We start from the raw sequence: 25,939 nt of genomic DNA on the forward strand, positions 1-25,939 counted from the left end.
CTTTTATTATTTCCTCTTTATTATTTCCTGTTATTTTTGCAACTCCTGAACAACTCCAAGTGCCTTGTCAAGCTGATAAGATAGACTTAAGGAGTTGTAGCCAAACCAATGGTCCATATCTAAGCGAACAAATTTCCCCTTTTGAACCGCAGGGATGTTTTTCCATAGCTTACTTTCCATAAGCTGATTATAGGATTCAACACTATCTGCGTCTGTATCATAAACCACTACAATAATGTTATCCCCTGCTAGCTGAGGAAGGGCTTCCTGCGAAATAGTTTCAAATACAAATTCATCTTCTTTGCCTTTGAACAGTTTTTCGACATCAGCCGGTGCATGCAAGCCTAAAGAACGATAAAATACATGTCCGATATTACGCCCACCATACACACGGAACTGGTCTTTTCCCATAATTGCAAAGATAGAATATGTTTCGTTAGCTGCTGGCATTTTTGCTACTTGGGCTTTAGCTTCGGCTTCTTTTTTGTGAAAATCATCAATCCAAGCCTTGGCTTCCTTTTCTTTCCCTAACAAAATCCCTATCTGCTCCACCTGACCAAATGCATCATAGCTTGTCCAAGGTAATAACACTGTGGGTGCTATTTGCTCATATTGGGCAACAGAATCCTCATTTGCTGTAATAATTAAGTCAGGTTGCAATGCCAGCACCATTTCCATATTTACGGGACTTCCCACATTTGTTACATTGCTTATTTTATTTGTTTCAATCGCCATAATATCTTCAACCTGATAGCTAACTGCCCCAATCGGTACACTATCCAAGGACAACATTTGGAATAAATATTGATCGGTGAATACCGCTTTAGGGTGTGCAGGAATTTTCTTTTCACCTAATTTATCTTTATAAACCACTGTCTTTGCATTAGGATGTGTAGTGCTTTCTCCTTTATCTTCTGCATTATTTCCCCCTTGGTTCGTAGCTGGAGTTGAATCTGTAGCAGAATTTGTATTCGCACCGCAAGCCGTTAAAGCTATAGAAAAAATTGCGACCAACATCAAATGGATTAAACGATGTTGAAACCGGTTTTTAAGCATGTAAAACTCCCCTTATATATTTAATAATGATTTTCATTCTCATTTAAACATAAAGTAATTATAACGAGGTCGCTCCACACTAGCAATACTTTTTTAGTCGTAATTTGTTTGAGCCTACGATTGGAAAATTGGGAATGTGTAGGACCACATCATTTACCTTTTTACAATTTAACGCAAAAAAATAAGGAGGAAATACATCCCCCCTACTACTTAATATGTTAGTTTATTTATAAAAAACCTTCTCATCATTGTATTTAGCTCTAAACTTATTCACTACATACGTCTCATAAATATCACGTTCTACCGCATCATCCACGATATACACCTCAATTTTAAACACTTCATTGCGGTGATTTTTAATTGGAGATACCGTATCTTCAAAATGCTTTTTGATACGTTGTCTTAGCTTACGTGCTTTACCCGCAAACAACAGCTCATTTTGCTCATTATAGAACATAAAAAAACCTGCTTTTTCACGCGTAATCAAATGAAAATCAGTAAAACCATAAATATGGCTAAGCTGCGGATTTTCCTGTTTATAAATCGTTACCTCAGGATCAGGCAATGTAATGTTAATCAATTTAATTTCCACTTCCTCGTCATCTATATAGAAGTAAATCGTAACATAGATTGGTGGGGAATACTAATACGTTGCATTGTTAGTTATTATTTAGTTTTAAAACTTGAATTTGCTTATCTTCTATAGTGACATCATATTCATGTGTCCACACTCGATCTAATATAGGAGAGACAGTTAGCTTTTGTTCAATACTCTCCGTCAGATCAACACACGAAGTTCCTAACACCCCTTCAACCTTTTCCTCAATTACCCCATACTCATTCATTGTAACAATAAGAGATTTATCAACATTTCCTAAAGTAATCATATAAGAACAATGGTCATCAGTAGTTTCTGCACTCATACTTACTTCAATTCCTGCGTCCTGAATCGTATTCACCATAGACTCCACAACAACTTTTAAATACTCTGATTTTAAATCACGAAGAAGCTTAGAACTACGAACTTGTAGATCCTCGGGCGTAAGTTCATGAGATTCAAAATTAGGTTTTAAACCTTCGTTCGTTTCAGAAAAAAAAATATTAATATTATCTTTTGCTCCTGTCAGCAATCTTCCTATTAAATCGCCGCCTATTCCACTAACCTTTCCAATATAAGTACTATATTCAGACCATACCCTATTTTCAGGTGAAAGACCCAGGTTACGCATAGCCCGAAATAATGATCGTTTATCATTAAATATTAGATTAAAAGTAGTACTATGACTCATTTATGTCCCCCCCTAGAAATCGATACTACGCCCAACAGAAGACTCCTTTGTTATACCTAATACAGATGAAATGGATGTACTTATCAGGCTAGCTCGTACAGCATACTCATTAGCCCAAGTTCGTAATTCGCCAATCTCCCTACTACGAGACCTAGCTAATGGAACTGTTCTATTAATAGCTTTAATAATATCGTCCGTCCTTAAATCTCTTGTCGGATCAGCTTCTGATTTTTGTAGGAAAGCCTCCATTAATCCCTCATGAACTGATGCGGCTATCTCAGATCCAGTTAGTCTTACACCCTCACCTAACTCCTCTTCTCCTGAAGCTTGCACTAATTGAGGAATGTCAAAGCTCTCAACTTTTCGATTTAAACCTTCTATATGAATTCTGAAAATCTCCGCCCGTTCCTCTGCTGTTGGTAAATCAACAAAAAACATTTCATCAAATCTGCCCTTACGTAATAGCTCTGTGGGCAGTTGGTCAATTCTATTAGCAGTTGCGAATACAAACACTGGACTTTTTTTCTCCTGCATCCAAGTTAATAAAGTTCCAAAAATCCGCTGAGAGGTTCCTCCGTCAGTTATCGTTTTACCATTCCCTGAAATGGCCTTCTCAATCTCATCAATCCAGACAATAGATGGAGACACTGCCTCACACATTGCCAATGCTGATCTCATATTCTCTTCAGAGGAACCTAGTACACCTGAAAATACTCTACCCATATCTAATTTTAATAAAGGCATCTTCCAAGCCGCAGCTACACTTTTAGCACATAAGCTTTTCCCACAGCCAGGGACACCTACCAACAGAACACCCTTTGGCCATTGAAGTCCAAAGTTTCTTGCTTCAACGGTGTAAGAAGCCTTACGTTTAATTAACCAACGCTTTAGATTCTCTAATCCACCAATATCTTTTAAATCCAAATTCTCTGTGCTTACATACTCTAATATTCCTGATTTTTGAATAATTTGTTTTTTCTCATCAAGGATACCAGACACATCTTCAATAGAAATACGACGATTTTTTACTAGTGTCTTCGCAAGACAATTTTCAATTTCTGATTGAGTTAACCCTACAGCTGCTCTACTTAATGCTTCCAAAACCTCAGAAGATTGGTCTATATCAACTCCGATTTGACCTTGATATAATCCTGTAAAGTCATAAATAATCTCTTTGACCTCATCGATTTCTGGAAGTGGTAAATCAAGTACAGCAACCTCCTTCTCTAATTCGATTGGAATTTCAAGTTTAGGTGATATAACGATTGAATTAGAAGGGAATCCTGAGCGAATACGTTGAGAAAACTCTCGAAATTTTCTAATATAACCTGCTGAATTATGACCTGTTAAAAAAGGATGTAAGTCTAACCATAAAAATAAGGTAGGTTCTTTAGCTAACTCTTCTGCCTTAACCAAAGCAGCCTTGAAATCCATCGTTTTATTATCTATATTATCTTCCTCTGTCATTAACCCTTTAGCTGCTGTCCACACTACTAGGCGTTTATTTAGACTGAGGCTCAATTCTTCAAAAACCCTTAGGGCTCTTTCTTCTTCTTGGGTACGAATGTATAAGATACTGTAACGAGCCCGAATTAGATATTCAGCTTCTTTCATAAACTGTGTTAACACACTGATCACACTCCTACAGAAGTCTATTCAACATTTTATTAACCTCATGTGTGGGAAAACCCGAAACATGAAGTCTCTGTTCCTGATCAAATGTAATCTCAATTTTTCGTTGCGGGGAAAGCTCTTCGGGCAAAATACGATCTGTTATAAGTATTAAGCGCTTACCATTCCAAATGTCAGTAGAATTCTGCATGTATGGTCCCGCAATAACTGCATCACATTCCATTATCACTTTGTATTTACGTTTATTTTTTAAAATGGAGTCGATCTTATAACCTGTATACAACAAAACGGTACCTGAATTTCCACTTCTGAATGCCTTTATTAGCTCCAGGACATAGTCTGGTTGATCCAAAGGTTCTCCACCTGAAATGGTTAAACCGTCTACATTCAATAAACTTAATTCTTTACCTAATAGGGTAGGATCACATAGAAGACTCTCTTGCCCAACTAAATGAGTATCCTCATTAAAGCAACCAGGGCAACGAAGCGAGCAACCCTGGGTCCACACCACAACTCTAACACCTGGTCCATTCACACGACTGTGTTTATTGATATGATGAATTCTTATTAATTTCTTCAATAACTAGTAGCCTCCTTTAGAGATCAAGGAACCTTTTGGGTTTAGAATCTGATTTTGCATTTACAGTTTGAGCGTCAGACTCACTGGCATTATTGTCATTAAAATCTAGTGTTCTAATACTAATTCGAGGTGTTTCGGTCATTTTCAAAGTTTGATCATGATTTAATGCCTTATTAGCAGTTGTTACTATCTCTGGGCGTGCATTTTGTCCTTCAATATTTTGAGCGTATGTACCAGTTAAAACTTTATCAAGTGTATTTAAAAAATATCTTGTAAATTCCTCAGGAGAATCAATCCGACTGTTACCCTCAAATTTAATGCGAACGTTCTTACCATCTCGTGTTCCAATCGCAAATATTAGACCTTTGCCACGACTGCCATAACCAACAATGCCAAGGCGATTAATTTCGCGCAGAGGAATATCTATTCGTACTGCATTTTCGCGGTTTTCCATAATTAAGCACACCAAATTTTTATTTGTAACAAGAATTATTTTCTCGCCTGAATTCACACTACTCCAAGTACTAAAGTCTTTATATATCGCCTCTACATGTTCTTGGCTTTTAATAATATTTAATTCTTCTAACTCATATAGCAAGGCATCATCAATTTGTACATGTGCTTTAATTCTACTTTTAGTATAATAATGGAAGAAAAAAAGTAAGGATAGCATATAAATAAAATTTCTTGGTATATGACCGTTATATATCCAAGAAAAAGCCAAATATATTAATCCACCCCATATTGTATATGTAAAATATTTAAGCTTCTGTTCTTTTGTCATTCTATAAAACCTAAACCCTTTTCCAGGTATGTATTCTTTTTCATTACTATAGAATGAATCTGCCTTAAATAAACAAATCACTCCTAATATCAAACCAATTAAAGATATTAGTAGAATAAAAATGTTTGGTTCTGAATATGCTGCAACTATTGCAATTGCACAAATAAAAATAATCCCCCAAGCAGCAAGCTTTACTATTCTTGTCGCCTTAATGACTTCCTTTTCAAAATCCATATTGATTCTCCTTTTTATGCCTTATCTTGCCCAACTTATCACCTAAACTTATCCAATGTCAATACATATAAAGGAAATAGTTATTAATTCTCAATGCTAGCTACTAATTGTTTCATTACTAAATTTATTTCAACTATTATTTAACAAAACTTTATAAATATTAAAAAAAATCATTTTAATACTTGAATATATCATATACAATAATAGTCAGAATATTTTACGAACAGGAGTGTTGAACATGGAGGAATACAAATTCAATCCTGAGTACAGTAAAATGATCGTAGACGCAATTGTAAATGGCTACCATGAATACATCGATCATCGTAAAGATCGAAAGGAAAAAATGAAAATTAGCTCTGCTTTTGCTTGGACAAAAGGAAACTTTATAGAAAGTAAAATTGCAGAGGAATGTATTCAACATGGTTTTACATATAAAAAATCAAGAGCAGGTTTAACTTGGGATTATCTTCAATTCATACATGGAGAGACTAAAATTCTTTTTCTAATTAAAAATGCGGCTTACTTTAATAAGGATTGTTTCTCTTTAGCCAAGATACCTACAGAAACAATGACTAATAAAACACGTACCTATCTACATGAGCTATCTAAAATAAATAATGGTCTAAAGTTCCCCGCTGTAAAACAATATGTTAGTAATCAGCAAATAATAGAACAAATGGAAATTCCTTTTTTTGTATCATCTAAATATGCAGATGAAGAGCTTAAGCCATTCAGATCATATAAGCAATTTCATATCTTAACCTACAAGCTAGATGAAGCCTATCAAATCGCTGAAATTATTCATTATTTACCTAATCCAGATGACAATATTGCCTATGTAGTTGAAGACTTATCCTATCTCATCGCTGGTGCAGAATTAACAGATGATGAGAGAGAAATAATTGCCCCTGAAGGATATGAGGATATTTTAGAGCCTGCAGCGTATGATATTGGTATTCAAGAAGAAGAGGACCACCGTTATAAATAATCAACTAGGAGGAACCAGCATGTTCATTGGTAAAAATCTTACTAACCTACGAACAATGCATGGATATTCAAGAAAGCAGCTCGCAGACTTATTGTCTGTAACCGAGCAAGCAGTTTGGCAATATGAAAATGGGTATACCTCACCAAAAATGCAAATTGTAAATGAGCTTAAACGAATTTTTCATGTAAAGAGTAAATACTTTTATAACGAAGATATGATAGCAAAAAGCGCTACGCCTATGAATATTAACATTACAAATATTGCTTACCGCTCCAAGGTATTAAATGCAATCTCTAAAACACAAACCGAAGCTAAACATGTGGAGTTTTTAGATGCTTTTATTAACTACATTACAACAAAACTTACAATTCCAACGCTTAAAATTGTTCAGATCAGAGATGCAGTAATTAAATATTTAAATCAAACGAATGACGACCGAACGACTCAAATCTATACTGTAGCTGATTTAGCACGTAAGCAGCTTGAATTAAGTCCCGATTCTAATGAGGATCTGATGTTTCTAATTGAAAAAAGTGGCGTATTTTTATTTGAAAAAGCAATTGGCGAGGAGATTGATGCCTACAGTTTATGGAGTAACAACAATCGAGCCTTTATTATTTTAGGCAATTTAAAACGCTCCGCGGTACGTAGAAACTTTGATATTGCACATGAATTAGGTCATTTATTGCTTCATTACCAACTTGAGTTCACAAGCTTAGATCGTAAAGAACATAAAGTTATTGAAAATGAAGCCAATTTATTTGCAGGTGCATTTTTATTGCCAGAATCCCAGTTTCGTAAAGATATGGAGCAAGTGATACGTCCCACACTACCTGATAGCTATTTAGATTTAAAAAAGAAGTGGAAAACATCTCTGCAAGTATTGGGGTATAGAGCTGCGCATCTAAATTTATTGGAGCCTAAAGAGCATCGGAATTTTTATGCTGCTTTGCATCGAAAAGGCTACTTACAGCGAGAACCTTTAGATGCAGAGTTAACAAAACAAAAACCAATGAAGATTAAAACTTTAATCGATTTTGTAATCACTAAAGGAATTGTAACGATTCCTCAAATGATGGACACAGATTGGAAGGTTGATATTCCTTTCTTTTATCAACTAACGGGGATACCTACTGAATTCTTTGAGAAGTATGTAACAAAAAAATTAGACTTTGAAATTAACAATATTACAAGCATTGCTGAAAAAAGCAAAGGATTAGCATACTAGTACCAAGAACAAAAAAATATGTTTATATCAAAAAAACAGCGACACAGATACGGTAGTTAATTACTATGATTGTAATACCAAACTACTCCTATCCTTGATCGCTGTTTTGTTTTTACTTTCTCAAAGCTTCCGCTCCTCTAACGCCGCCAATCGCTGCAAAATCACTCTTTTCCGATAGAGCATATGCGCCGCCTCAGCAACATCGCCTAAGGCTTTGCGGTTACTTCGTGCACCGAACAGCATCCCTGCAATCGGTACCATCTGGAATAGCTTTTTCCAGCCCCAGCTGTCCCGATATACAGTCATAACCTCTTTCCAGCCTTGAATTTTAGAAATCGCTGCATCTACATGAGCACCTTGGCTTAAGTCACCTCTGCCATCGGTTTGTAAGCTTAATTCCTCTAATACCGCCTTCTTCCCCACAATATCAGATAAGGCAAATTGCATAACTTTCACTGTAAAGATACGTTCGTTTTTTTCTTCAGGATTAAAGCCATACCCTAAGCCAATTTCTTGAATCGCCTTGAGTGACAATCCTAACATAGCAGGAATATCCGCCGCCAAAGTAAATATACCACCAACGCCTATGGTTGCACCTTGCGCAGTAGCAACCTTCTGCGCGCTTTCAGATAGCTGCTGTGTCACTTCATCCATCACCGCAAGTGGATAAGGCGGTTCCTCCGTACCGCCTGCCTCATGACTTGCTTTTGCAAGCATACGATTGACTTTGCCTCCTGCAACTAAATAGTTGCCGCCATTTTGTATGTAATTTCCGAGCTCATCCAACAATTGGCCTATCTTCTGATGAATAATTTTAGGTGTAATCTTATCCAACAGCTTAAACGGCAAACGAGACATACGATCCCAGATCATAAGTCTGTTTTGCTCCTTTTCCCACTTTAGTACTTCCTTTAAAGCGGCTTGTAATTGCTCTTCTGTCTCAAATTGCACAAATTTGGCGTTAGACATCCATATTTTCCTCCGAAGCTTAATTTTAACGACCATTTTTCACTCAATTTATTTCTCTGATATATTCGTTACAATAATACCACCAATATTATCTCCAGAAACATCGTATTCATGACCTACCTTGATTTCAATCTCCTTTTTTGAAGACGGATAATACTTGACCTCATATTGTTTGTCTTCAACTTCTACAGAAATGTGCTCGTTTCTTTTCAAGTATTCTAAGTATTCCTCTAGTACCCAATCATTTTTATACATAATCGCACTATGCGGAAGACCAACATAACGAAAATGCCAAGGCTCATATAATATACCTGTTACCTCTGTTTTATTACTAGGATAACGCAAAATAAAGCCATGTTTCCACGCATTATCCTGCAACCATTTCCCTTCGTCTGCATGCTTCATTTCCTTTTCGGTTGAACCAACATCCAGAGATAGTCCTAAATTATGCTCACTATTTCCTGCTGGCAATGCGTAATCTGCCCCATGCTTCTTGTAAAGCTGATCTTGCTTATTCAGATCACGATACCCACTGCTTATAACAAAACGGTTCACACCATCTTCAGCGGCATCTTTAATCATGGCTTTAAACTTTTTAGCGACTCTTTTGGATAAATACGTATTACGATCAAGCAATACAAACCCATTCACGAGATCATCTTGCTCTCCTAAATTCACAATATCTTTTTTAACTCCATCTTCATGCACAGCGTATTCCCTATTTACGAGTAATAAGTCCCCTTTATGTACTTCTTTACTCGGTACTACCTTAATGGTTTTTACCTTTTTCGTTTCAAATTGTTTTTCATCCGAATAGCTTATATCAAACTGACCTTGTTCAAACAAAATTATTGCCCAATTTACCCCTGCAACTAGTAGCAGCAACACAATACTAAAAAATAAAAATTTTTTCAAAACAATCTTCCCCTTCCTATCCTAAAGAATAAAGAAGAGTGTTTAAAAAAATCGGAGATAAAAATAAAGTTTTTCTTAAATTTTGATGGAGCTATTATCTAGATTAACTATACTTCGCGGCAAGATGACCTCAAAGCAGGTTGAAATTGCATCACTCGTTACAGCGATCGTCCCTCCATGCTGCTCTACAATATTTTTAGCAATAAATAACCCAAGTCCGGTTCCCCCACCTTGACTCGAGCGTACCCGATCTCCCCTAAAATACATATCAAAAATATGAGGAATATCCTCTTGCTTGATTGAACTCCCGTAATTGATAACTTGAACCCGAATAGAACTCTCATCCTCTAGCAGCCCTTTAATATCAACATAGATGCCATCACTTCCATAACGACAGGCATTTGTTAGCAAATTCTCAAATACACGAGCTAATAACTCGCCATCCCCCACAGTCAACAGCTGAGGTTCAACCTCCAGCCTAGCGGTTAAATGATGCTTTTCAAGTACTGGATACAATTCCTCATGTAATTGATACAATAATTCACTTATATTTACCTGCTCCTGTTTAATTGTCAGCTTCCCATAGTTCATTCTCGTAATTTCAAACAAGCCTTCAATCAGTCGTTCCAAGTGCTGTGACTTCGTATAAGCGATCGAAATAAAATGTTGAACCTGCTCTTCTGTCAACTGTTTATCCTTGATAACTAGATCCAAATACCCTAATACAGAGGTCAACGGGGTTCGCAGATCATGCGCCAAATTCACGACAAGCTGGTCTTTACTGCTTTCTGCAAAATCCCCGCGTGACACCGCCTCTTCTAACCTTAGCCCTGCCAAATTAAGATCCTCTGCAATGACTGCAAACTCATCCCCTGATTCAATGTGAACCCGATGGTTAAAATCCCCATCTGCCAATGCACGTATTCCAGTAGAAATTTGCTTAAAATAATCAGAGTAAGGCTTAGAAAACCAAAAGAAAAATAAAATAACAAGTGGAATAAAAATGATGAGAAAGCAATAGATATCCCCAATTTGAAACATAATACGGCGAACTTGAGCTAAAAAGTCCTCCCTACGGACATCTCTATAAAAAAACTGCAATAATCTATAGAGCCCATATGTAATTGTTCCAGAGCAAAGCATACTTAAACCGAGCAGCATGATCATTTTGGAACGGAAGCCACGAAGGGATGCCCCACGACCTTGATATTTATCCATTAAAGGTGTACCCCACACCCCATACCGTCTTAATAAGCTTAGCTTGATGGATGTCCTCCCCTAGCTTTTTACGCAATGTACGAATGTGCACCATCACTGTATTGTTGCTCTCAAAATACGCTTCACCCCATACATGCTGAAAAATACTTTCAACGCTAAAAATTTGCTTTGGATGACCCGCCAACAAGGAGAGAATATCAAACTCCTTTGGTGTGAGCTCAATCTCCTTGCCATACAATGTAACTCTATGTTGATCATGAAAAATCATAAGCCCACTGATTTCGATCGTTGCCTTACTTTCCTTGGTATCTTGACTAAACATCGCTGCACGCCTGAGCTGAGAATTCACACGAGCAACTAGTTCCATTGGATTGAAGGGCTTAATCATATAATCATCTGCCCCCATTACGAGGCCTGTAATTTTATCCAAATCTGATGTTTTTGCACTTAAAAAAATGATTGGCAATACGTATTTCTTATCGCGAATTTGTCTTGTTACCTCATACCCATCTAGTTCAGGCATCATAATATCTAATACCGCTAAATCAATCGCTTGCGATTGAATAATCTGTAACGCAGCTTTACCATCATGCGCTTGGACTGTCTGGTATCCTTCCTTTTCCAAATGGAACGCGACAAGATTAGCGATTTCTACTTCATCATCTGCAATCAGAATCGTAATTGGCTTCACTTTGTTCTTCACCTCAACAACTAAATTCAATAGTAAATTTCAATCCCTAGTTTTCTAATGTTTTCTAACTACCATGATGTCTCCATCCAAGCTTATGTTAAATATTTTATCACTAGTTCAGATAAATCAAACCACTTAGCTGGCGTTTTAAGGATTTTGACTCTAGCCCCAAATTCGTCTACAATCTTTATTATTATCTTCGCATAAAATGCAGAAAGGAGTACAGTAACTATGAAAAAGAAGGTTCTAGCTTGTATTGGTTGTGGTTATGGGTACTCTACTGCGGTTTTTTTCTAAAATCAAAACTATAGGGTGGAGTCTGTCCAAAATCTAGTTTTTGATTATAAAAAAACGATAAAAGCGAGGAATTTAAAATGAATAAACCCCAAATCACAAGAAAAAATCCATCAAATATGAGTGCTCCTGTCGGAAATTACAGCCATATTACAAAAATCCCCAGAAATGCGGAGCTATTCGTAACTTCTGGACAAATTGGCGTAGACCCAGAGGGCCGTTTCCCCGAACAAATGAATGAACAAATTTATTATACATTTCAAAATATTCAAACCGTTTTACAATCCGAAGCACTTGATGCTACCAACATAATTAAAGTAAACATATGGGCAACACAAAAAATAGATTGGGATTATCTTTATGCCGAGTGGGAGAAGCTATTTGGCAATGACTATCCCGCGATGACGGTAGGCTACATTACCGAGCTAGGCTTGCCTGAAATTAAAATTGAAATTGAAGTATGGGCAGCAAAAGTCTAAATCAACAAATCCCTTTAAATTATCCCTATAAATGAGGCGATATGACGATGAGCAAAATGAGCAAAATACTTGTTGTAGACGATGAAAGTAGCATTTCTACCGCCATTGCTTACGCCCTACGTAGGGAAGGTTATGAGGTAGATACCGCCGCGGATGGAGAGGAGGCTTTGAAAATGGTTGCCCTCTTCCAGCCAGAGGTGATGGTGCTAGACGTGATGATGCCCCATTTAAATGGCTATGAAGTATGTCGTAGACTGGAAGGGAAAAACCGTCCAGGCATCATTTTGCTCACCGTGAAGGATGATATTGTTGATAAAGTGCTTGGTTTAGAGCTAGGTGCAGACGATTACATGACCAAGCCTTTTGATATGCGTGAGCTTTTAGCTAGGGTGAAGGCATTGGTGCGCCGTGGCGGGCAGGTTCGTATCCAAGAGGTACCTAAGGATCAAGATGTCATTAAGCTCTCTGCACTTACCGCAGAATTATACAGTCGAACAATTTCTTTAGAGGGTACGCCCTTGGATTTAACACCAAAGGAATTTGATCTCCTTGTCTTGTTAATGCGTAATCCTGAACGTGTATATTCACGTGAAATGCTGTTAGAGCAAGTATGGAGTATAGATTTTGATGGCGGGACAAGAACCGTAGATATTCATATTCAGCGTTTACGTAAAAAGCTAGGTGACTTTCATGGGCTAATCGCAACCGTATATGGAATTGGCTATAAAAGCACGGAGAAAAGCTAATGCGTACCAAATTCAAATTAGGACTTAAAGCAAAGCTTTCCCTCTTACTCGCCTTCTTACTTGTCTTTATCGTAACTTGTTTAAGTGTACTCGTGCTTAATGGGATTAAGGATGATCAGAAAACGAGACTGGAGCAGTCCTTCGCCAGACAAGCGTCGGCTGCCAATCTGAAGGTACGTGAAGAGTATTTAAGTCAGGATAAAGCTACACCAGCTCAGTTTATGGAGCAAGGTGGTCAACGGTTGGCGGTGGACTTAGGGGGCCAAAGTGGGCTAGCAGTCACGATCTATGATGTAAATGGTCAGTTTGTGGGCACTTCGTTACCTTTCCAACCCGAAGCGAATATAGCAGATGCGCTGCAAGCCACGGCTCAAGGCCATGCTGCTTATATTACTGAGGGAGATCAGCTGTTGTATCTTGCTCCCTTGTATTATGCAGAGGAAAGGCTTGGAACTGTCCAATTTCACGCCTCCATAGCTGAGCAAAATGCATTTTATAACCGCATTTATGACCTGTTTATGTTGGCGGGTGCAGGAGTGTTAGTGATCGGCTTTTTGATGGGCTATATTTATTTATGGCGTCAAATTAATGTCATCAAGCAGTTAAATCAAGATACGGTACAAATCGGGAAGGGGAATTATTTAGCTTCCCCATCCGTACAACGACAAGATGAGCTAGGTGAACTGGCGCAAGGCATATTTAATATGAGCGACAGTATCGCAAGCTATGTCGGTGAATTGCATGAGGAAAGACAAAAGCTGATGGAAGCGATTAGGCAGTTGACGGAGCTAGAGCAACAGCAAAAGCAATTTATCGGTAATATTAGTCATGAGCTGAAAACACCATTAACCTCAATCATGGCGTACGCTGACCTTTTAACAATGTACCGTGACGACCCTGCATTATTAGACGATGCCAGTGGACGTATTCATGTAGAGGCACAACGATTATTTGCACTTGTGGAAAAGGCGCTCCAACTATCCGCTATGGATATTTATGAGCTAGAAACAAAGGTAGAAGTGATCTCGATTGTGCCACTTTTAGAGGAGACGGTAGTAAGATTGCAAGGAAAGGCGGATCAACGTAATATTGCCATAACCTCCTCCTTTATTGACGGAGAAGTATCGGCAGATGCCGATAATGTGCGTCATATTATGCTTAATTTATTAGACAATGCGATCAAATATAATCAAGAGGGTGGGCATGTACACCTTCGCAATTATAGAGCAGAACACACAGATGGCACAGCTTATATGGCGGTGGAGGTCGAGGATACAGGCATGGGCATCCCTCCAGAGGCTGTAAAGCGAGTTTTTGATCCCTTTTTTACAGTAAGTAAGGACCGCGCCAGAGCAACGGGTGGCACAGGGCTTGGATTAGCGATTGCAAGCAACCTTGCACAAAAGCAAGGGGGCAACATAAGCCTAGTACACTCCAGCCCTGAAGGTTCATTGTTTAGATTAGAGCTTCCATTGTATACAAGTGGTTGAGGCTCAAAACTAAAATTAGGTGTTGCAGAAGAGGTAAGCAGCTATGTGTCAGGGAGTGGCTTCAACCGCTGTTAAACCCTGATTTTTTTTGAATATAATTTTTCGTTTTGATAAAAATTAGTCTTTAAAGGCGGACGCTAGCGCTTCTACACCATCCCCCTGCCCCTTCGCTTGTTTCACTTACCTCGCAACAACTAATTTCAGATTGAGCTTTATTAGGGCGTATCTAAAAACTCACTCAAGGTCATCTATTCCCGCCTTTTCGCCTCCTACTGCGTTACTTTTCCTTGACTTACCTCGGTAAGCCTGCGAAAAAGTGCCTTGTATGAAGCGAAAATTCACCAATATCTACTCCCTGCTGACTTTTTAGACACACCCTAGATTTTTTATAATTTTAGATAATTGTTTACAAGTTCGATACAAGCCGGATATTTTCATGCAACATTGTCTTTCTATACTAAGAGCCATAGGGGAGCTGAACATGGTTAGAACGGAGGAGACCTGAAAATGAAGCAAAGTAGCTTTAGCTTTCACCTTTATCGTAGGAAAATCAGATTTGTAGCAGCATTGCTCTGCGTGTCTGTACTCACTGGCTTAACTGGCTGTAACACACAAGCTGGCAAAGATTTAACGGGAAAGCCAAATACAGAAAAACGTGAGTTGACCATTGTCACCGGTGATCAAGGAACTAAGGCTAATCAAGAAATTTCAGTGAATCGCATTCATCGTTTAGATGGCGCAAACATAGAGAAATGGTTATCTGCCGATGAGGTGCAAATTATGGTCACAACGTTAAAAAGTAAAGCAACCCCAAGCAAGGAGGCAACGTACAGCTATAACTGGTTTAAGGTGGATTTGAAAACAGGGGAACGTGAACCCATTCCAGCCTCAGAAGGGCTACAAAACCAAACCGAGGGAACAGTTGTGAAGGAAAGCAACTCACCAGATGGAAAATATAGCTTCATTCAGACTTGGAGGGATAAATACACCGCAGATAATGCAGTTAAAAATCTTGCTACAGGTGAAACCATCCCCATTTCGGTAAGCAATTACTTAGAAGTAGGTGGGTGGCTCAACGAAAATACCTACATCCTTGCCGCAGGCTCTATGGAAAATAAGGGAGACATCTGGCAAATCTCAACAGATGGAACGAAGCAAAAGCTGAAGCTAGAGGATAATGAGGTAGAAAGCTTTAATGAATTTGCAGTAGGTGAAGGCTTTATTTATTACAAGGATAATGAGCAACGGTTAAAGCGATTCTCTCCTACAGTACCAGAACCAACTGTGCTTGCACCCAAAGTATATGAGTTCAGTCTATCACCAAACGCTAAACAAATTGCGGCGAGTATAGTCGAAGCGGGTAAAACACAATCCGACCTCATGTTATACGACACCAAAGGAAATGCAAAGGGCTTATTTTTAGCTAAAGGAGACCTATTATCCTATTTCTCATGGTCGCCGGATTCAAGTAAGCTAGCGTTCGCAGCTTATAGTGAAAACAAAAGTGGAATGAATGGAGTTTATATTTTTGACTCAAATACTGGCAAAGTGTTACCACTAGGGTTGTCTTATTATCCAACCTACCCTTTAAGCTGGAGCCCTGATGGAACGAAATTAGGGATTACCGCTGACGATCCAAATAGCCTGACAGTTACACAAATTGTTGATTTTAAATCATAAATAAGTCAAAATAACAAATCTATTTTTTAAAAAAGGAGATTATCATCATGAAAAAAACATTGTTAGCTACTATTATCGTAGGTATGACTTTAACTGGCGCGGCTGGTGTTTATGCAGGAACGAAATTAGAAAAAATTAGTGCATACCTTAATCATGAAATTGCATTTCAGGTAGACGGAGAAGCACGTAATGTGACAGATGGGAATGGCAAGCAATTAGCACCCATTACGTATCAAAACACCACCTATGTCCCTATACGTGCAGTTTCCCAAATGGTTGGGGCAGATGTATCCTTTGATTCTGCGCGTCATACTGTAGTTATTGAGACTGGCAAAAAAGGAAACAGTGAAGTACACGCTTTAACTAAGGTAAATTACAGCCCAGCACAAATTAAAGAAATCAAAGCGGCTTATGCCAAGTTTGAATCATTTGAAACGCCGTATGTTCCTGAGCAAATGACTCAAAACGACAGCTATGTGAAGGCGGCGGCTACAGGTGACGGTGTTAACCACATTTTCAAGCATATGATTGTCAATATTTCTCCGCGCGATTATTCTGACGGCTATGATGCCAAAGAGGTCACGCTAGCGAATGGTGTAAAAGCAAAATGGTATACACCTTCTGATACACCAATGCTAAGCTTCCAGTTAGATGATCGTACAGTAACGATTAGCTCTCCTGACCACACATTAAGTAAAGGACAAATTGAGCAGGTTGCTGTGCATGTAGCGAAGTTGAAATAATTGAACTGCCTCTTAATTGGCAACTTAACTTGTAGCTTGGCTGCTAGAAAGCGATGTGCTTTTTAGTAGTCGAGCTTTTTATTATCTATTAGTTATGTACAAAGTTACCATTGACAAGTTTACGTTTACAAGTGTAATCTTTAATTATTATATCGTTTACAGATGTAAACAAAACGTTGAAGAGGTGACTAATATGAGTGACATGAGTAACAATAGGGATAATAAGGACATTCCACATATTACTGAAGCGGAAAGTGAAGTAATGAAGCTACTATGGCAACAATCTCCTTTGTCCGCTAACGAAATTATTTCGAAGTTAACAGCTCAGATGGAGTGGTCAGATCAGACAATTAAAACATTTTTGAATCGACTACATAAAAAACAAGCCATCCAATTTGAAAAAAAGGGACGCACTTATTTATATTATCCCCGAGTGACACATGAGGAATATTTAAACAACGAAAATAAATCCTTTCTTAACCGAGTGTATAACGGCGCGGCAGGCATGTTATGTGCGAAGTTTATTGAAGAGGAAACACTGTCAGATCAAGACATTGATGAGCTACAGCAATTATTGGAGCGTAAACGGAAATGATGGCATTACTAGATTTACTAGAGTCAGCTTTTGCTACGGTACTTACTCATTCCTTAGTCTCCATCATCATTGTGCTCGTTATATTGCTTTTTCGTAAAGCATTACGTGTTCGTATTAATCCAATCGTCATGTATGCAATCTGGTTTCTATTATTAATTAAGCTTTTGGTGCCTATTGCCCCTGCAAGTGGTTGGAGTCTATTTAATTATTTGCCACAAACTATATCTGCCACTATAAATAGTGATCACAATACGATGAACAAGGAAAGGATAGATCAAGCAGAGGTGGGTCATTCCCAAGTAAAAACGCCATCTGCCAACTCAAATCCAGCAGAATCTTCATTAGATAATAATACGACTGACACTACTAAAGCTACTTCTACAGAGACATCAGGAGCCAATTCAAACTCGAACTCCACTACACCTGTTGGGAAAAAACTTAGTGGGATAAGTGGATTAACGTTATTCTCTATAGTTTGGTTAAGCGGCTTAGTATTACTAATGATTTATTACGTTTTAAGCAGTCATCATTTTAGGCAAGCCATGAAAAGCTCTCGCAAACTTGGTAGCCCTGCGCTAACTCATATTTTAGATCAATGTAAGCAGCAGTTGGGAGTAAAGCAGTCTATTGGTGTATATGAGACAAGTCACCTACGAAGCCCTTGTCTATATGGACTTTTTAAACCTAACATTTATATTCCAGAAGATATTGTGGCAATTGCGGACACAAAACAACTCACCTATATTATGCTACATGAGCTTATGCATGCGAAAAGAAAAGACTTGTGGGTGAATCAGCTGTGGACGATTGCATTAGGCATACATTGGTTTAACCCTGTCATTTGGTATGCAGTGTACAAAATGCGTGCTGATCAAGAAATCGCTTGTGACACTGGTGTGTTATCCAAATTGGAGGAGGAGGAAGTAATCCATTATGGGTCAACACTGCTCATGATGTTTCGCTTGTTTACCTCAAATGCTAAGCCAAAAGTATATTTGTCTTCATTTTTTAATCGTAAGCCTGAAATGAAAAGGAGAGTCACCATGATTGCGAACTTTAAAAAGGGAGGCTATAAACTAACGGCTTTAGTTATTGTAGCCATGATTGTACTTGCTGCTTCGTTGCTTACAAGCGCTTCTGACAAGCAAAGCAAAGAGGAAAAAAAAGAAGTGTCCTCTGCTGAGGATAAAAATATATACCTCGGACCCAAAGATAACCCTGATGTGTTTGGTATGTATGCAGGCCCTCTTCATGGAATGGGGTTCAAATCTTTAGCACAAGCGGAAAAATATAAACAATTTGACTATAAAGTTCCCGACTACATTCCAGAGGGCTATCGTTTTGAAGGTATAAACATAGGCAGACAATTTACAGGTTTAGACAATGTTATCATAGGTGTGAATATTTCATTTATGACTAAGCGAGAAAATAACTATCAAGAGACCTTTGAGATCAAAGCGGCTATTGGAGAAGGTACATTACTGGAGCATAATGAACTATGGGGTGCACCTTATGAAAGACACTCCAAATCTGATATCCCACTCTATAAGGAGATACCAGTAACAATTAGTAATATCACAGGTGTTTTATACTCTGAGCTACCAGCTACAGCTAAAAAGCGAAAAAATTATAAAAATGGAATATTAAGATATAGCTTTGTGTGGCAGGAGCAAGATGTAACCTATGCGATCAACTATAGCAATAACAAAGAAAACAATGCCACTACAAATTTAGAGGGTGTATTGTCGCAAAGTGATCTTGCTAAAATCGTCTCTTCCTTTGTAGCACCAAAACAGGTTCAGCATGTTGATTACAGTGGTAAAGGGAACTCATTTATTGTTTATAATACAGACGACCTTAATTCAGCCAGGAATATACTTGGCTTTGAGGCACAACTGCCACTTAAGATCAAGCAAACACCTTTTGAATTAGTCCATGCTTTCCTATTACAAAAAAATGATAATGCTAGAGGCATATTTTATGATTATCTTGGTGATGCACTTTATAGCTATTATTTAATTGATCCTTCTAATAAACCAAAGGAATATGATGGAAATGATAGCATCTCGCTACTGCAAAGCAATCACCCCATGTTTGATACCAAAGAGCTTTCATTCCAGCGAAGCCTAGAGCTAGACGGACAAAAAATTTCAGTGTACACAGATGATAAGTATTTTTATAGTGGAATAGCAACTGCTAGTGAGGGAAATAAAGAAATGCAAACCCCAACTTATTTCATTTGGAACCAAAACGATATCTATTACACCGTCTCATTTACATTTTTTGAACCAGATGTTGACTATGATGCACTACTCCAAGCAGTAATTTCCTCCTTACAGCAAGAGGAAAATATATAAGTGACTATTCATTAAAGCTAGCTTTAAGGCACTTATAACTAACTACACTGCCACTTAAAAGGTAAACAGCCTTCTTTATCTCATAAGGTCAGTTCCTCTGACACGTAACCAAATGAGATAAAGAAGGCTTTTCTATCCTTTCCTATACCTCTTCCCTAATAAACTCCTCCCAACCAATCTGCTCCATCTTATAATCAGCATTAATAGTTTTTAACTCTTGCTCCATCTGCATGGCTCTCTGCTCAATTCCTTTAAACACTAATAACGGTAGCTCTGCTAAATAGGCTCTAGCCTCAGCAACATTACAATTTTTAAGCTTTTTTATAAATAAAAGCGTCTTAACTCGATCAGTGCCTTCTCCAGTAATCCATAACTTATAGTATTTATAATCCGCAAGCTCAGTTGGATCAGACGCCTCAATTCCCCTAGGTAACAGGGTACTATAGAGGAATTCTACTAAACTATCATAGGCAATAGAGAAATCCCATTCCCCTTGCCCATGCAAGGCAGTATATACAGCAGTATCCTTCCTCGATAAATCCAAGCAATATGGGTCACCTTCATCTGAAGCAATCACTAAAAAGTGCGCAGGCCAATCTTCAATCACCTCTTGGGTTACAGGATTATAATTATATCCGATTTGACCCTCTTGCAATTCAGATGCACCAAAAATATGTAGGTGGATATAATCCTCCGTTGCCCAACCGACTCGCTGAGGAACATAATGCTGGAGAAAATATACGTAAGGTTCCGGTAATGTCCAGCGCTTAGTGACATCCTCAATATCCCTTGAATTGGCCTCCGTTAAAAGCTCCATCGGATATTGGGCATAAAAGTGAGGATTTTGCTGTAACTCCTGTTCGATCACCGCTTGCATTTTTTCAATAACATCATCTATTTGTTCAAATATAGTTCTATCCATCTACTTATCCCTCCTATTTTTAGGTTGGTATGATTGCCTATTACCATTGTAATAAATTGGATCGTTGTTTGTTACTAAAATCGATAAACTACGATCCTAGCTAGACCGATAATATCTATAAAATATAATACCCCATCTAATTTATTGCAGAAACTGGAGATGTGATTAGCCATGAAAAAGAGAAGCATCGGCACCAAGATTAGTCTTATCGTAATTAGCGTATTACTCATTTTTTCTGTGGCAATTGTTGCTGTTGTCATTCAGCAAATGGGACAAGGCATCAAAACATTTGCAAGTGAGAAGGCAAAAAGTGATCTCCGGCTTGTTAGTGAATTCCTCAACTATAAATATGCTGGGGATTGGTCCATTCAAGATGGGAAGCTCTATAAGGGCTCAATTCAAATGAATGATAATGAGGAAATCGTGGATGAAATCGGCAAATTGACAGACGATATAGTCACATTTTTTCAAGGGGATCAACGTATTTCAACCAACGTCATGGTAGAGGGTAAACGTGCGGTAGGAACAAAAGTTTCTCCCACTGTCGCTCAAATTGTTTTGGATCAGGGTGGGGAGTATTATGGTGAAGCAGATATCGTCGGTGAAAAATATCAAGCTGCTTATCTGCCTATTAAAAATAAGGAAGGCCAAACCATTGGTATTGCTTCTGTAGCAGCACCCCAACATTTAATTCAGGTTATTATTAGCTCCTTTATTCAATATTTTGTACCCCTAATGATTGTTGCTATCGTTATTTCTGTCGTTGTAATTATTATATTTATCTCACTGATGAGTAAAAGAATTCGGAAAATCTCGATTGCATTACAGCAAGCAGGTCAAGGTGATTTTACGACCTCAATCACAGATCCAATTCATGATGAGATTGGTGATCTGGTGAGCAGCTATAATCAAATGAAAAGCAATTTGCAACAGCTTATACAGCATGGAATGGAATCTGCGGATCAAGTGGCAGATGCAACCAAAGCTATTTTACAAATTACAGAACAATCTGAACAGCAATCAAAGCAAATTGCGGCAATCATACAGGAAGTATCAAGTGGGGCAGAAATGCAAACAAAAAGCACAGCTGAAAATTTAATTGCGATGGAGGAAGTCACCATTGGTGTACAACGTATCGCAGAAAATGCTGCTGACATTGCGGATTCTGCCCAATACTCCAAGGGTCAGGCGGAAACTGGAAAAGAACTTGTCACTAGTACTGTTGGACAGATGAATCATATTCACCATAAAGTACTTGAAACAGATGAAGCCATTCAACTTCTAAACGAGAAATCACAAGAGATCTCTCAAATTCTTAAAATGCTTCGCCAAATTTCCGTTCAGACTAATCTCTTGGCACTCAATGCCTCCATTGAAGCGGCAAGGGCTGGCGAGCATGGGCTTGGTTTTGCAGTCGTCGCCTCTGAGGTGCAAAAGCTAGCTGCGCAGTCAGGTGAATTTTCAGATAAAATTGCGGAGGTCATTACTCAAATGGAGGAAGGGATGTCGCGCTCAGTAGCTTCCATGGGGGAAATGGTTCAGGAAGCAGAGGTTGGCATGCAAATTTCCAAACAAACACAAGACAGCTTTCAGCAAATTCTCCTCACTCACCATAATATCTCTACGCAAATTGAGGAAATGGCGGCGGCTTCTCAGGAAATGTCAGCAGGACTACAGGAGATTACGGCATCAGTAACCAACATTACAGATATTGCTCGACAGACAAGCAAAGGTTCTCAGCATGTCGTCACTGCGAATGCCAATCAGCTCAGTGGGATTGAGCAAGCTGCACAAGCCGCAACGAATCTAGAACAAACTTCACAGGCACTTCAGCTTGCACTCGGCAAATTTAAAGTATAAATATAAAGAAAACCTTCATCACTCTTATTACTAAAGGGACTGAACCCATAGAATGATGAAGGTTTTTTAGTTATTTGTACCGTGTATCTTGTATTATTCGTTAAGCTAAAAACTGAATCGTACTTATCGCCGCACATCCATTTATAACGATAAAAACGTCCTGACTTCCATACTCCCCATTAGTCTCTACTATATGTTCTAGATATTCTAGATCTATTACATAATCCTGCCACTGCTGCACACCAGTACCTGTAAACTCCAGTTTACCCACCAATGTCCCATTCACACCTTGGAAGCGAACCTCAACGGCTACCGCTTGTCCTTGTGCACTTGCAGCACGCAGTTTAAACTGGCTCACCCCATCGCCAAAATCAACATCCTTGAAGGCGATCCATCCCGCTTGCTTCTGCACCTCCACTGCACTTCTTACATTCAGAGCTTCACTGTCTTCCATACATGCAATGCTTTTAGTATGCTCGGAATCCATACACTCCCCAATTTGTACACCCTCGTAGTCATCATAGTTGATTGCCTTAGTAGGTTGGCTCAAATCACGTGATGGAATCACCTCACTCATTTCACCTTCTAGCTCAAAAGTGACGTGTAAGGGCAAAATCGCTGATGACGAGCCAGCCATAAAAGTATAAGTACCTGATTCAATACAAAAGCGCTCACGTGTCACATCCCATATTGCTAGTTCAGGTAAGGGAATCGTAAACATGATATCAATCGATTGACCTGCTACAAGCTTAACACGACGAAAAGCAAGCAATTGCTTTAATGGGCGTTTCACTCTAGATTGCTCCATATGACTATATAACTGCACAACCTCTTCCCCATCACAATTCCCAGTGTTTGTAAGAGATACAGTGATAGTAAGAGTATCCGACTGTTGCCTATCAAGAGAAATGGAATCATAACTAAATTTCGTATAAGATAAGCCATGTCCAAATGGATACAACACTTCGCCTTTAAAATATTGATACGTTCGTTCGCCCTTAATAATATCGTAGTCCATAAAAGCGGGAAGCTGATCCACCGACTTATACCACGTCATATTGAGGCGCCCAGCAGGATTTACATCACCAAATAATACATCTGCAATCGCATTCCCAAGCTCCTGCCCCGCATGAGAGCTATAGAGCACCGCAGGAACATGCTCATCTACCCAATTTATCGCAAATGGATAACTCCCAATGACAACAACAATCGTATTTGGATTCACGGCCATCACTTCTTTAATAAGCTGCTCTTGTGATTCTGGCAACGTAATATCAGGGCGATCCATCGTTTCCTTCCCATTGATTAATGGATGATTACCTACAAATACAATCGCAACCTCAGCCTCACTTGCCGCTTCTTTTGCTGCTACAAATTTATCTGTGATCGTTTCTACCTCAAACACCTCTGCGGAGATTTCACCTTCTCCTCTGATAACAGATGCAGCACCTGCAACGTTAATCTCATTCGCTGTTTCTTCAGCAGCACCACTACCAACAACGACCTCACCAGTACCGCTACGAATAGTTACGGGAACATCATTCCAGGTAGAAAAGGTAATCTTTTCGTCTATCTTATCTCCTTCACCACTCTTCCTCTCTATCTTATCTCCCTCTGCATCCACAGAATGTGCGAGAAATACTTCCTTCGTAAACCATTCCCAGATGTGGTCCGCAGACGCCTTAACACTACGATCATCTGTCGTTACATATCGTCCATTTTGCTCGGCGATGAGCGTATGACTCCCCCAACCCCAATCAGTCAGTTCAAATACTGCCGCTTCCTCACAATTTTGTCCATTTGCAATAAGCTGTGCATCATCATTAGGCTGTATCTTTAGGTATTTACCGTTACTTGTAGATTTGAGCCTAATGCGATCTGTCCCCGTTGCAGAAACGACCTTTTTATTACCATAATCGGTACTAATATACTTATCAGTGCTTGCCTCATTAACACCCAGCCTTTGCTGAATCGCCTCTAGTGGCGTAACGGCATAAGGTAACTCCCCACTATACCAGTCACGATACACATTGTTGCCAAGAGGGCCAATGATAGAGACCTTTTTTAGCTTTTCTGAAGATAACGGTAGCATGTTATTTTCATTTTTTAATAATACAACCGCCTTGCCAGCGACTTCGCGTGAAAGCTTGGCATGATCAGGATGCATAATAATAGATTCATCTATGCTTGCGTACGGATTATGAGATGCTGGATCAAACTCACCTAGGCGGAAGCGAACCCGAAATGTGTTCCGTAGTGCGTCATCCAAGTCATCCTCCGTTAATAAACCTTCCGCAAGAGCTTCACGTAACGATTGCTTCATCAGCTCGCCATCATCGGTAAGGCTATCAATTCCACCTTCGCGTATTGACCGAGCAACAGCTTCCTTATAGGAAGTCAAATAGCCATGATCACGTACCGTACCTGATACGTCATAGGCATCACTAACGACAAAGCCGCCCATACCCCACTCTTGCTTCACGACCCCCTTTACATCAGGGCTGAGGTTAGCGGGAATGCCATTAATCGCATTGTACGCGGTCATCATCGACTGAGCGCCACCCTCTTTAAACGGGATTTCAAACGCTTTCAAATAATATTCACGCAAATTACGGGGATCAATGCTAACCGAAGCATCCCCACGTCCAATTTCATTATTGTTAGCGATAAAGTGCTTTAATGTCGCAACCGCTTTCATATATTTCGGGTGGTTTCCCTGAATACCTTGTACTAATGCAGAGGATAATTTGCCTGTCAATACAGGGTCTTCGCCATAGGCTTCTTCTGTACGCCCCCAGCGAGGGTCACGCTCCATATCTACAGTAGGCGCCCACAAGGTAAGCCCATTCACCTCAGGATTACGCTTATAAAAACCCCGTGCCTCATCACCTATTGCACTGCCAACCCGTTGCATCAGTTCGGTATCCCATGTACATCCAAGTCCAATCGGCTGTGGATACCCTGTGGCTTCACCCAACCACGCTACGCCATGTGCCGCCTCTGTGCCATGTTTGTACGCTTTTACGCCAAGCCGTTCCACGGCGATTTGATATTGTAACATCAGTCCCACTTTTTCCTCAAGTGTAAAACGGGACACTAGATCATTTACCCTGTCTTCAAGCGGTAGAGCAGGATTTTGAAATGGATATGCATTTGTATTTGTATTGTTATTTGTATCTGAACTCACAA

22 protein-coding genes are annotated in these 25,939 nt (G+C 39.0%); 10 read left to right on the forward strand and 12 right to left on the reverse strand.

What is annotated here, in order from left to right:
• Nucleotides 1-30: 30 nt before the first annotated feature.
• From ABE099_RS18085 to ABE099_RS18110, 6 genes are all read right to left on the reverse strand, one after another.
• Nucleotides 31-1,056 (reverse strand): ABC transporter substrate-binding protein, encoded by a 1,026-nt coding sequence (locus ABE099_RS18085; RefSeq protein WP_430032544.1) that lies wholly within the window; start codon nt 1,054-1,056, stop codon nt 31-33.
• 223 nt (nt 1,057-1,279) lie between these two features.
• Nucleotides 1,280-1,636 (reverse strand): nucleotide excision repair endonuclease, encoded by a 357-nt coding sequence (locus tag ABE099_RS18090; RefSeq protein WP_430032546.1) that lies wholly within the window; start codon nt 1,634-1,636, stop codon nt 1,280-1,282.
• 79 nt (nt 1,637-1,715) lie between these two features.
• Nucleotides 1,716-2,345, reverse strand: a complete 630-nt coding sequence (locus ABE099_RS18095; protein ID WP_430032548.1) for a DUF2997 domain-containing protein — start codon at nt 2,343-2,345, stop codon at nt 1,716-1,718.
• Between the two features lie 12 nt (nt 2,346-2,357).
• A complete protein-coding gene (locus tag ABE099_RS18100; RefSeq protein WP_430032550.1) occupies nt 2,358-3,974 on the reverse strand; it encodes an AAA family ATPase in 1,617 nt (538 codons plus the stop codon).
• Nucleotides 3,975-3,987: 13 nt separating this feature from the next.
• Nucleotides 3,988-4,557, reverse strand: a complete 570-nt coding sequence (locus tag ABE099_RS18105; protein WP_430032552.1) for a 4Fe-4S single cluster domain-containing protein — start codon at nt 4,555-4,557, stop codon at nt 3,988-3,990.
• 16 nt (nt 4,558-4,573) lie between these two features.
• A complete protein-coding gene (locus tag ABE099_RS18110) occupies nt 4,574-5,575 on the reverse strand; it encodes a hypothetical protein (RefSeq protein WP_430032554.1) in 1,002 nt (333 codons plus the stop codon).
• A gap of 238 nt (nt 5,576-5,813) precedes the next feature.
• Here ABE099_RS18110 and ABE099_RS18115 point away from each other — a divergent pair, with 238 nt between their 5' ends.
• Nucleotides 5,814-6,563, forward strand: coding sequence for a hypothetical protein (locus ABE099_RS18115; protein WP_430032556.1), 750 nt, complete (start codon nt 5,814-5,816; stop codon nt 6,561-6,563).
• A 19-nt stretch (nt 6,564-6,582) separates the two neighbouring features.
• Nucleotides 6,583-7,791: a helix-turn-helix domain-containing protein gene (locus ABE099_RS18120; protein WP_430032558.1), complete on the forward strand. Its 1,209-nt coding sequence runs from the start codon at nt 6,583-6,585 to the stop codon at nt 7,789-7,791.
• 120 nt (nt 7,792-7,911) lie between these two features.
• Here ABE099_RS18120 and ABE099_RS18125 read toward each other — a convergent pair whose 3' ends face one another.
• The 4 genes from ABE099_RS18125 to ABE099_RS18140 all read right to left on the reverse strand — a co-directional run bounded on the left by ABE099_RS18125 (nt 7,912) and on the right by ABE099_RS18140 (nt 11,584).
• Nucleotides 7,912-8,760 carry an EcsC family protein gene (locus tag ABE099_RS18125; protein ID WP_430032560.1) on the reverse strand — a complete coding sequence of 283 codons (849 nt, stop codon included), beginning with the start codon at nt 8,758-8,760 and terminating at the stop codon, nt 7,912-7,914.
• Between the two features lie 48 nt (nt 8,761-8,808).
• A complete protein-coding gene (locus ABE099_RS18130; protein ID WP_430032562.1) occupies nt 8,809-9,675 on the reverse strand; it encodes a M15 family metallopeptidase in 867 nt (288 codons plus the stop codon).
• A 75-nt stretch (nt 9,676-9,750) separates the two neighbouring features.
• Nucleotides 9,751-10,893, reverse strand: coding sequence for an ATP-binding protein (locus ABE099_RS18135; protein ID WP_430032564.1), 1,143 nt, complete (start codon nt 10,891-10,893; stop codon nt 9,751-9,753).
• Nucleotides 10,886-11,584, reverse strand: a complete 699-nt coding sequence (locus ABE099_RS18140) for a response regulator transcription factor (protein WP_430032566.1) — start codon at nt 11,582-11,584, stop codon at nt 10,886-10,888. Before ABE099_RS18140 ends, ABE099_RS18135 begins: the two co-directional genes overlap by 8 nt.
• A 374-nt stretch (nt 11,585-11,958) precedes the next feature.
• Here ABE099_RS18140 and ABE099_RS18145 point away from each other — a divergent pair, with 374 nt between their 5' ends.
• From ABE099_RS18145 to ABE099_RS18175, 7 genes are all read left to right on the forward strand, one after another.
• Complete coding sequence (locus ABE099_RS18145; protein ID WP_430032568.1) at nt 11,959-12,357, forward strand: RidA family protein; 399 nt, start codon at nt 11,959-11,961, stop codon at nt 12,355-12,357.
• Between the two features lie 56 nt (nt 12,358-12,413).
• Nucleotides 12,414-13,103: a response regulator transcription factor gene (locus tag ABE099_RS18150; RefSeq protein WP_430032814.1), complete on the forward strand. Its 690-nt coding sequence runs from the start codon at nt 12,414-12,416 to the stop codon at nt 13,101-13,103.
• Nucleotides 13,103-14,593 (forward strand): sensor histidine kinase, encoded by a 1,491-nt coding sequence (locus ABE099_RS18155; protein WP_430032570.1) that lies wholly within the window; start codon nt 13,103-13,105, stop codon nt 14,591-14,593. Before ABE099_RS18150 ends, ABE099_RS18155 begins: the two co-directional genes overlap by 1 nt.
• A 507-nt stretch (nt 14,594-15,100) precedes the next feature.
• Nucleotides 15,101-16,273, forward strand: a complete 1,173-nt coding sequence (locus tag ABE099_RS18160) for a hypothetical protein (RefSeq protein ID WP_430032572.1) — start codon at nt 15,101-15,103, stop codon at nt 16,271-16,273.
• Between the two features lie 47 nt (nt 16,274-16,320).
• A complete protein-coding gene (locus tag ABE099_RS18165; protein ID WP_430032574.1) occupies nt 16,321-17,016 on the forward strand; it encodes a stalk domain-containing protein in 696 nt (231 codons plus the stop codon).
• A gap of 202 nt (nt 17,017-17,218) precedes the next feature.
• A complete protein-coding gene (locus tag ABE099_RS18170; protein ID WP_430032576.1) occupies nt 17,219-17,611 on the forward strand; it encodes a BlaI/MecI/CopY family transcriptional regulator in 393 nt (130 codons plus the stop codon).
• On the forward strand, nt 17,608-19,968 hold the full coding sequence (locus ABE099_RS18175; protein ID WP_430032578.1) for a M56 family metallopeptidase: 2,361 nt from the start codon (nt 17,608-17,610) through the stop codon (nt 19,966-19,968). The genes ABE099_RS18170 and ABE099_RS18175 overlap by 4 nt, the downstream gene beginning before the upstream one ends.
• Nucleotides 19,969-20,110: 142 nt before the next feature.
• Here the strand turns inward: ABE099_RS18175 and ABE099_RS18180 are convergent, their stop codons facing one another.
• A complete protein-coding gene (locus ABE099_RS18180) occupies nt 20,111-20,890 on the reverse strand; it encodes an SMI1/KNR4 family protein (protein WP_430032580.1) in 780 nt (259 codons plus the stop codon).
• Nucleotides 20,891-21,061: 171 nt separating this feature from the next.
• Between ABE099_RS18180 and ABE099_RS18185 the strand changes: the two genes are divergently transcribed.
• The gene (locus tag ABE099_RS18185) at nt 21,062-22,750 is read left to right on the forward strand and encodes a methyl-accepting chemotaxis protein (RefSeq protein ID WP_430032582.1); all 1,689 of its coding nucleotides are present in this window, start codon (nt 21,062-21,064) and stop codon (nt 22,748-22,750) included.
• Nucleotides 22,751-22,850: 100 nt separating this feature from the next.
• Here ABE099_RS18185 and ABE099_RS18190 read toward each other — a convergent pair whose 3' ends face one another.
• On the reverse strand, nt 22,851-25,937 hold the full coding sequence (locus tag ABE099_RS18190; RefSeq protein ID WP_430032584.1) for a glycoside hydrolase family 3 C-terminal domain-containing protein: 3,087 nt from the start codon (nt 25,935-25,937) through the stop codon (nt 22,851-22,853).
• Nucleotides 25,938-25,939 lie beyond the last annotated feature (2 nt).

It is taken from the genome of Paenibacillus turicensis, assembly GCF_050461185.1.
GTDB classification, from domain to species: domain Bacteria; phylum Bacillota; class Bacilli; order Paenibacillales; family Paenibacillaceae; genus Fontibacillus; species Fontibacillus turicensis_A.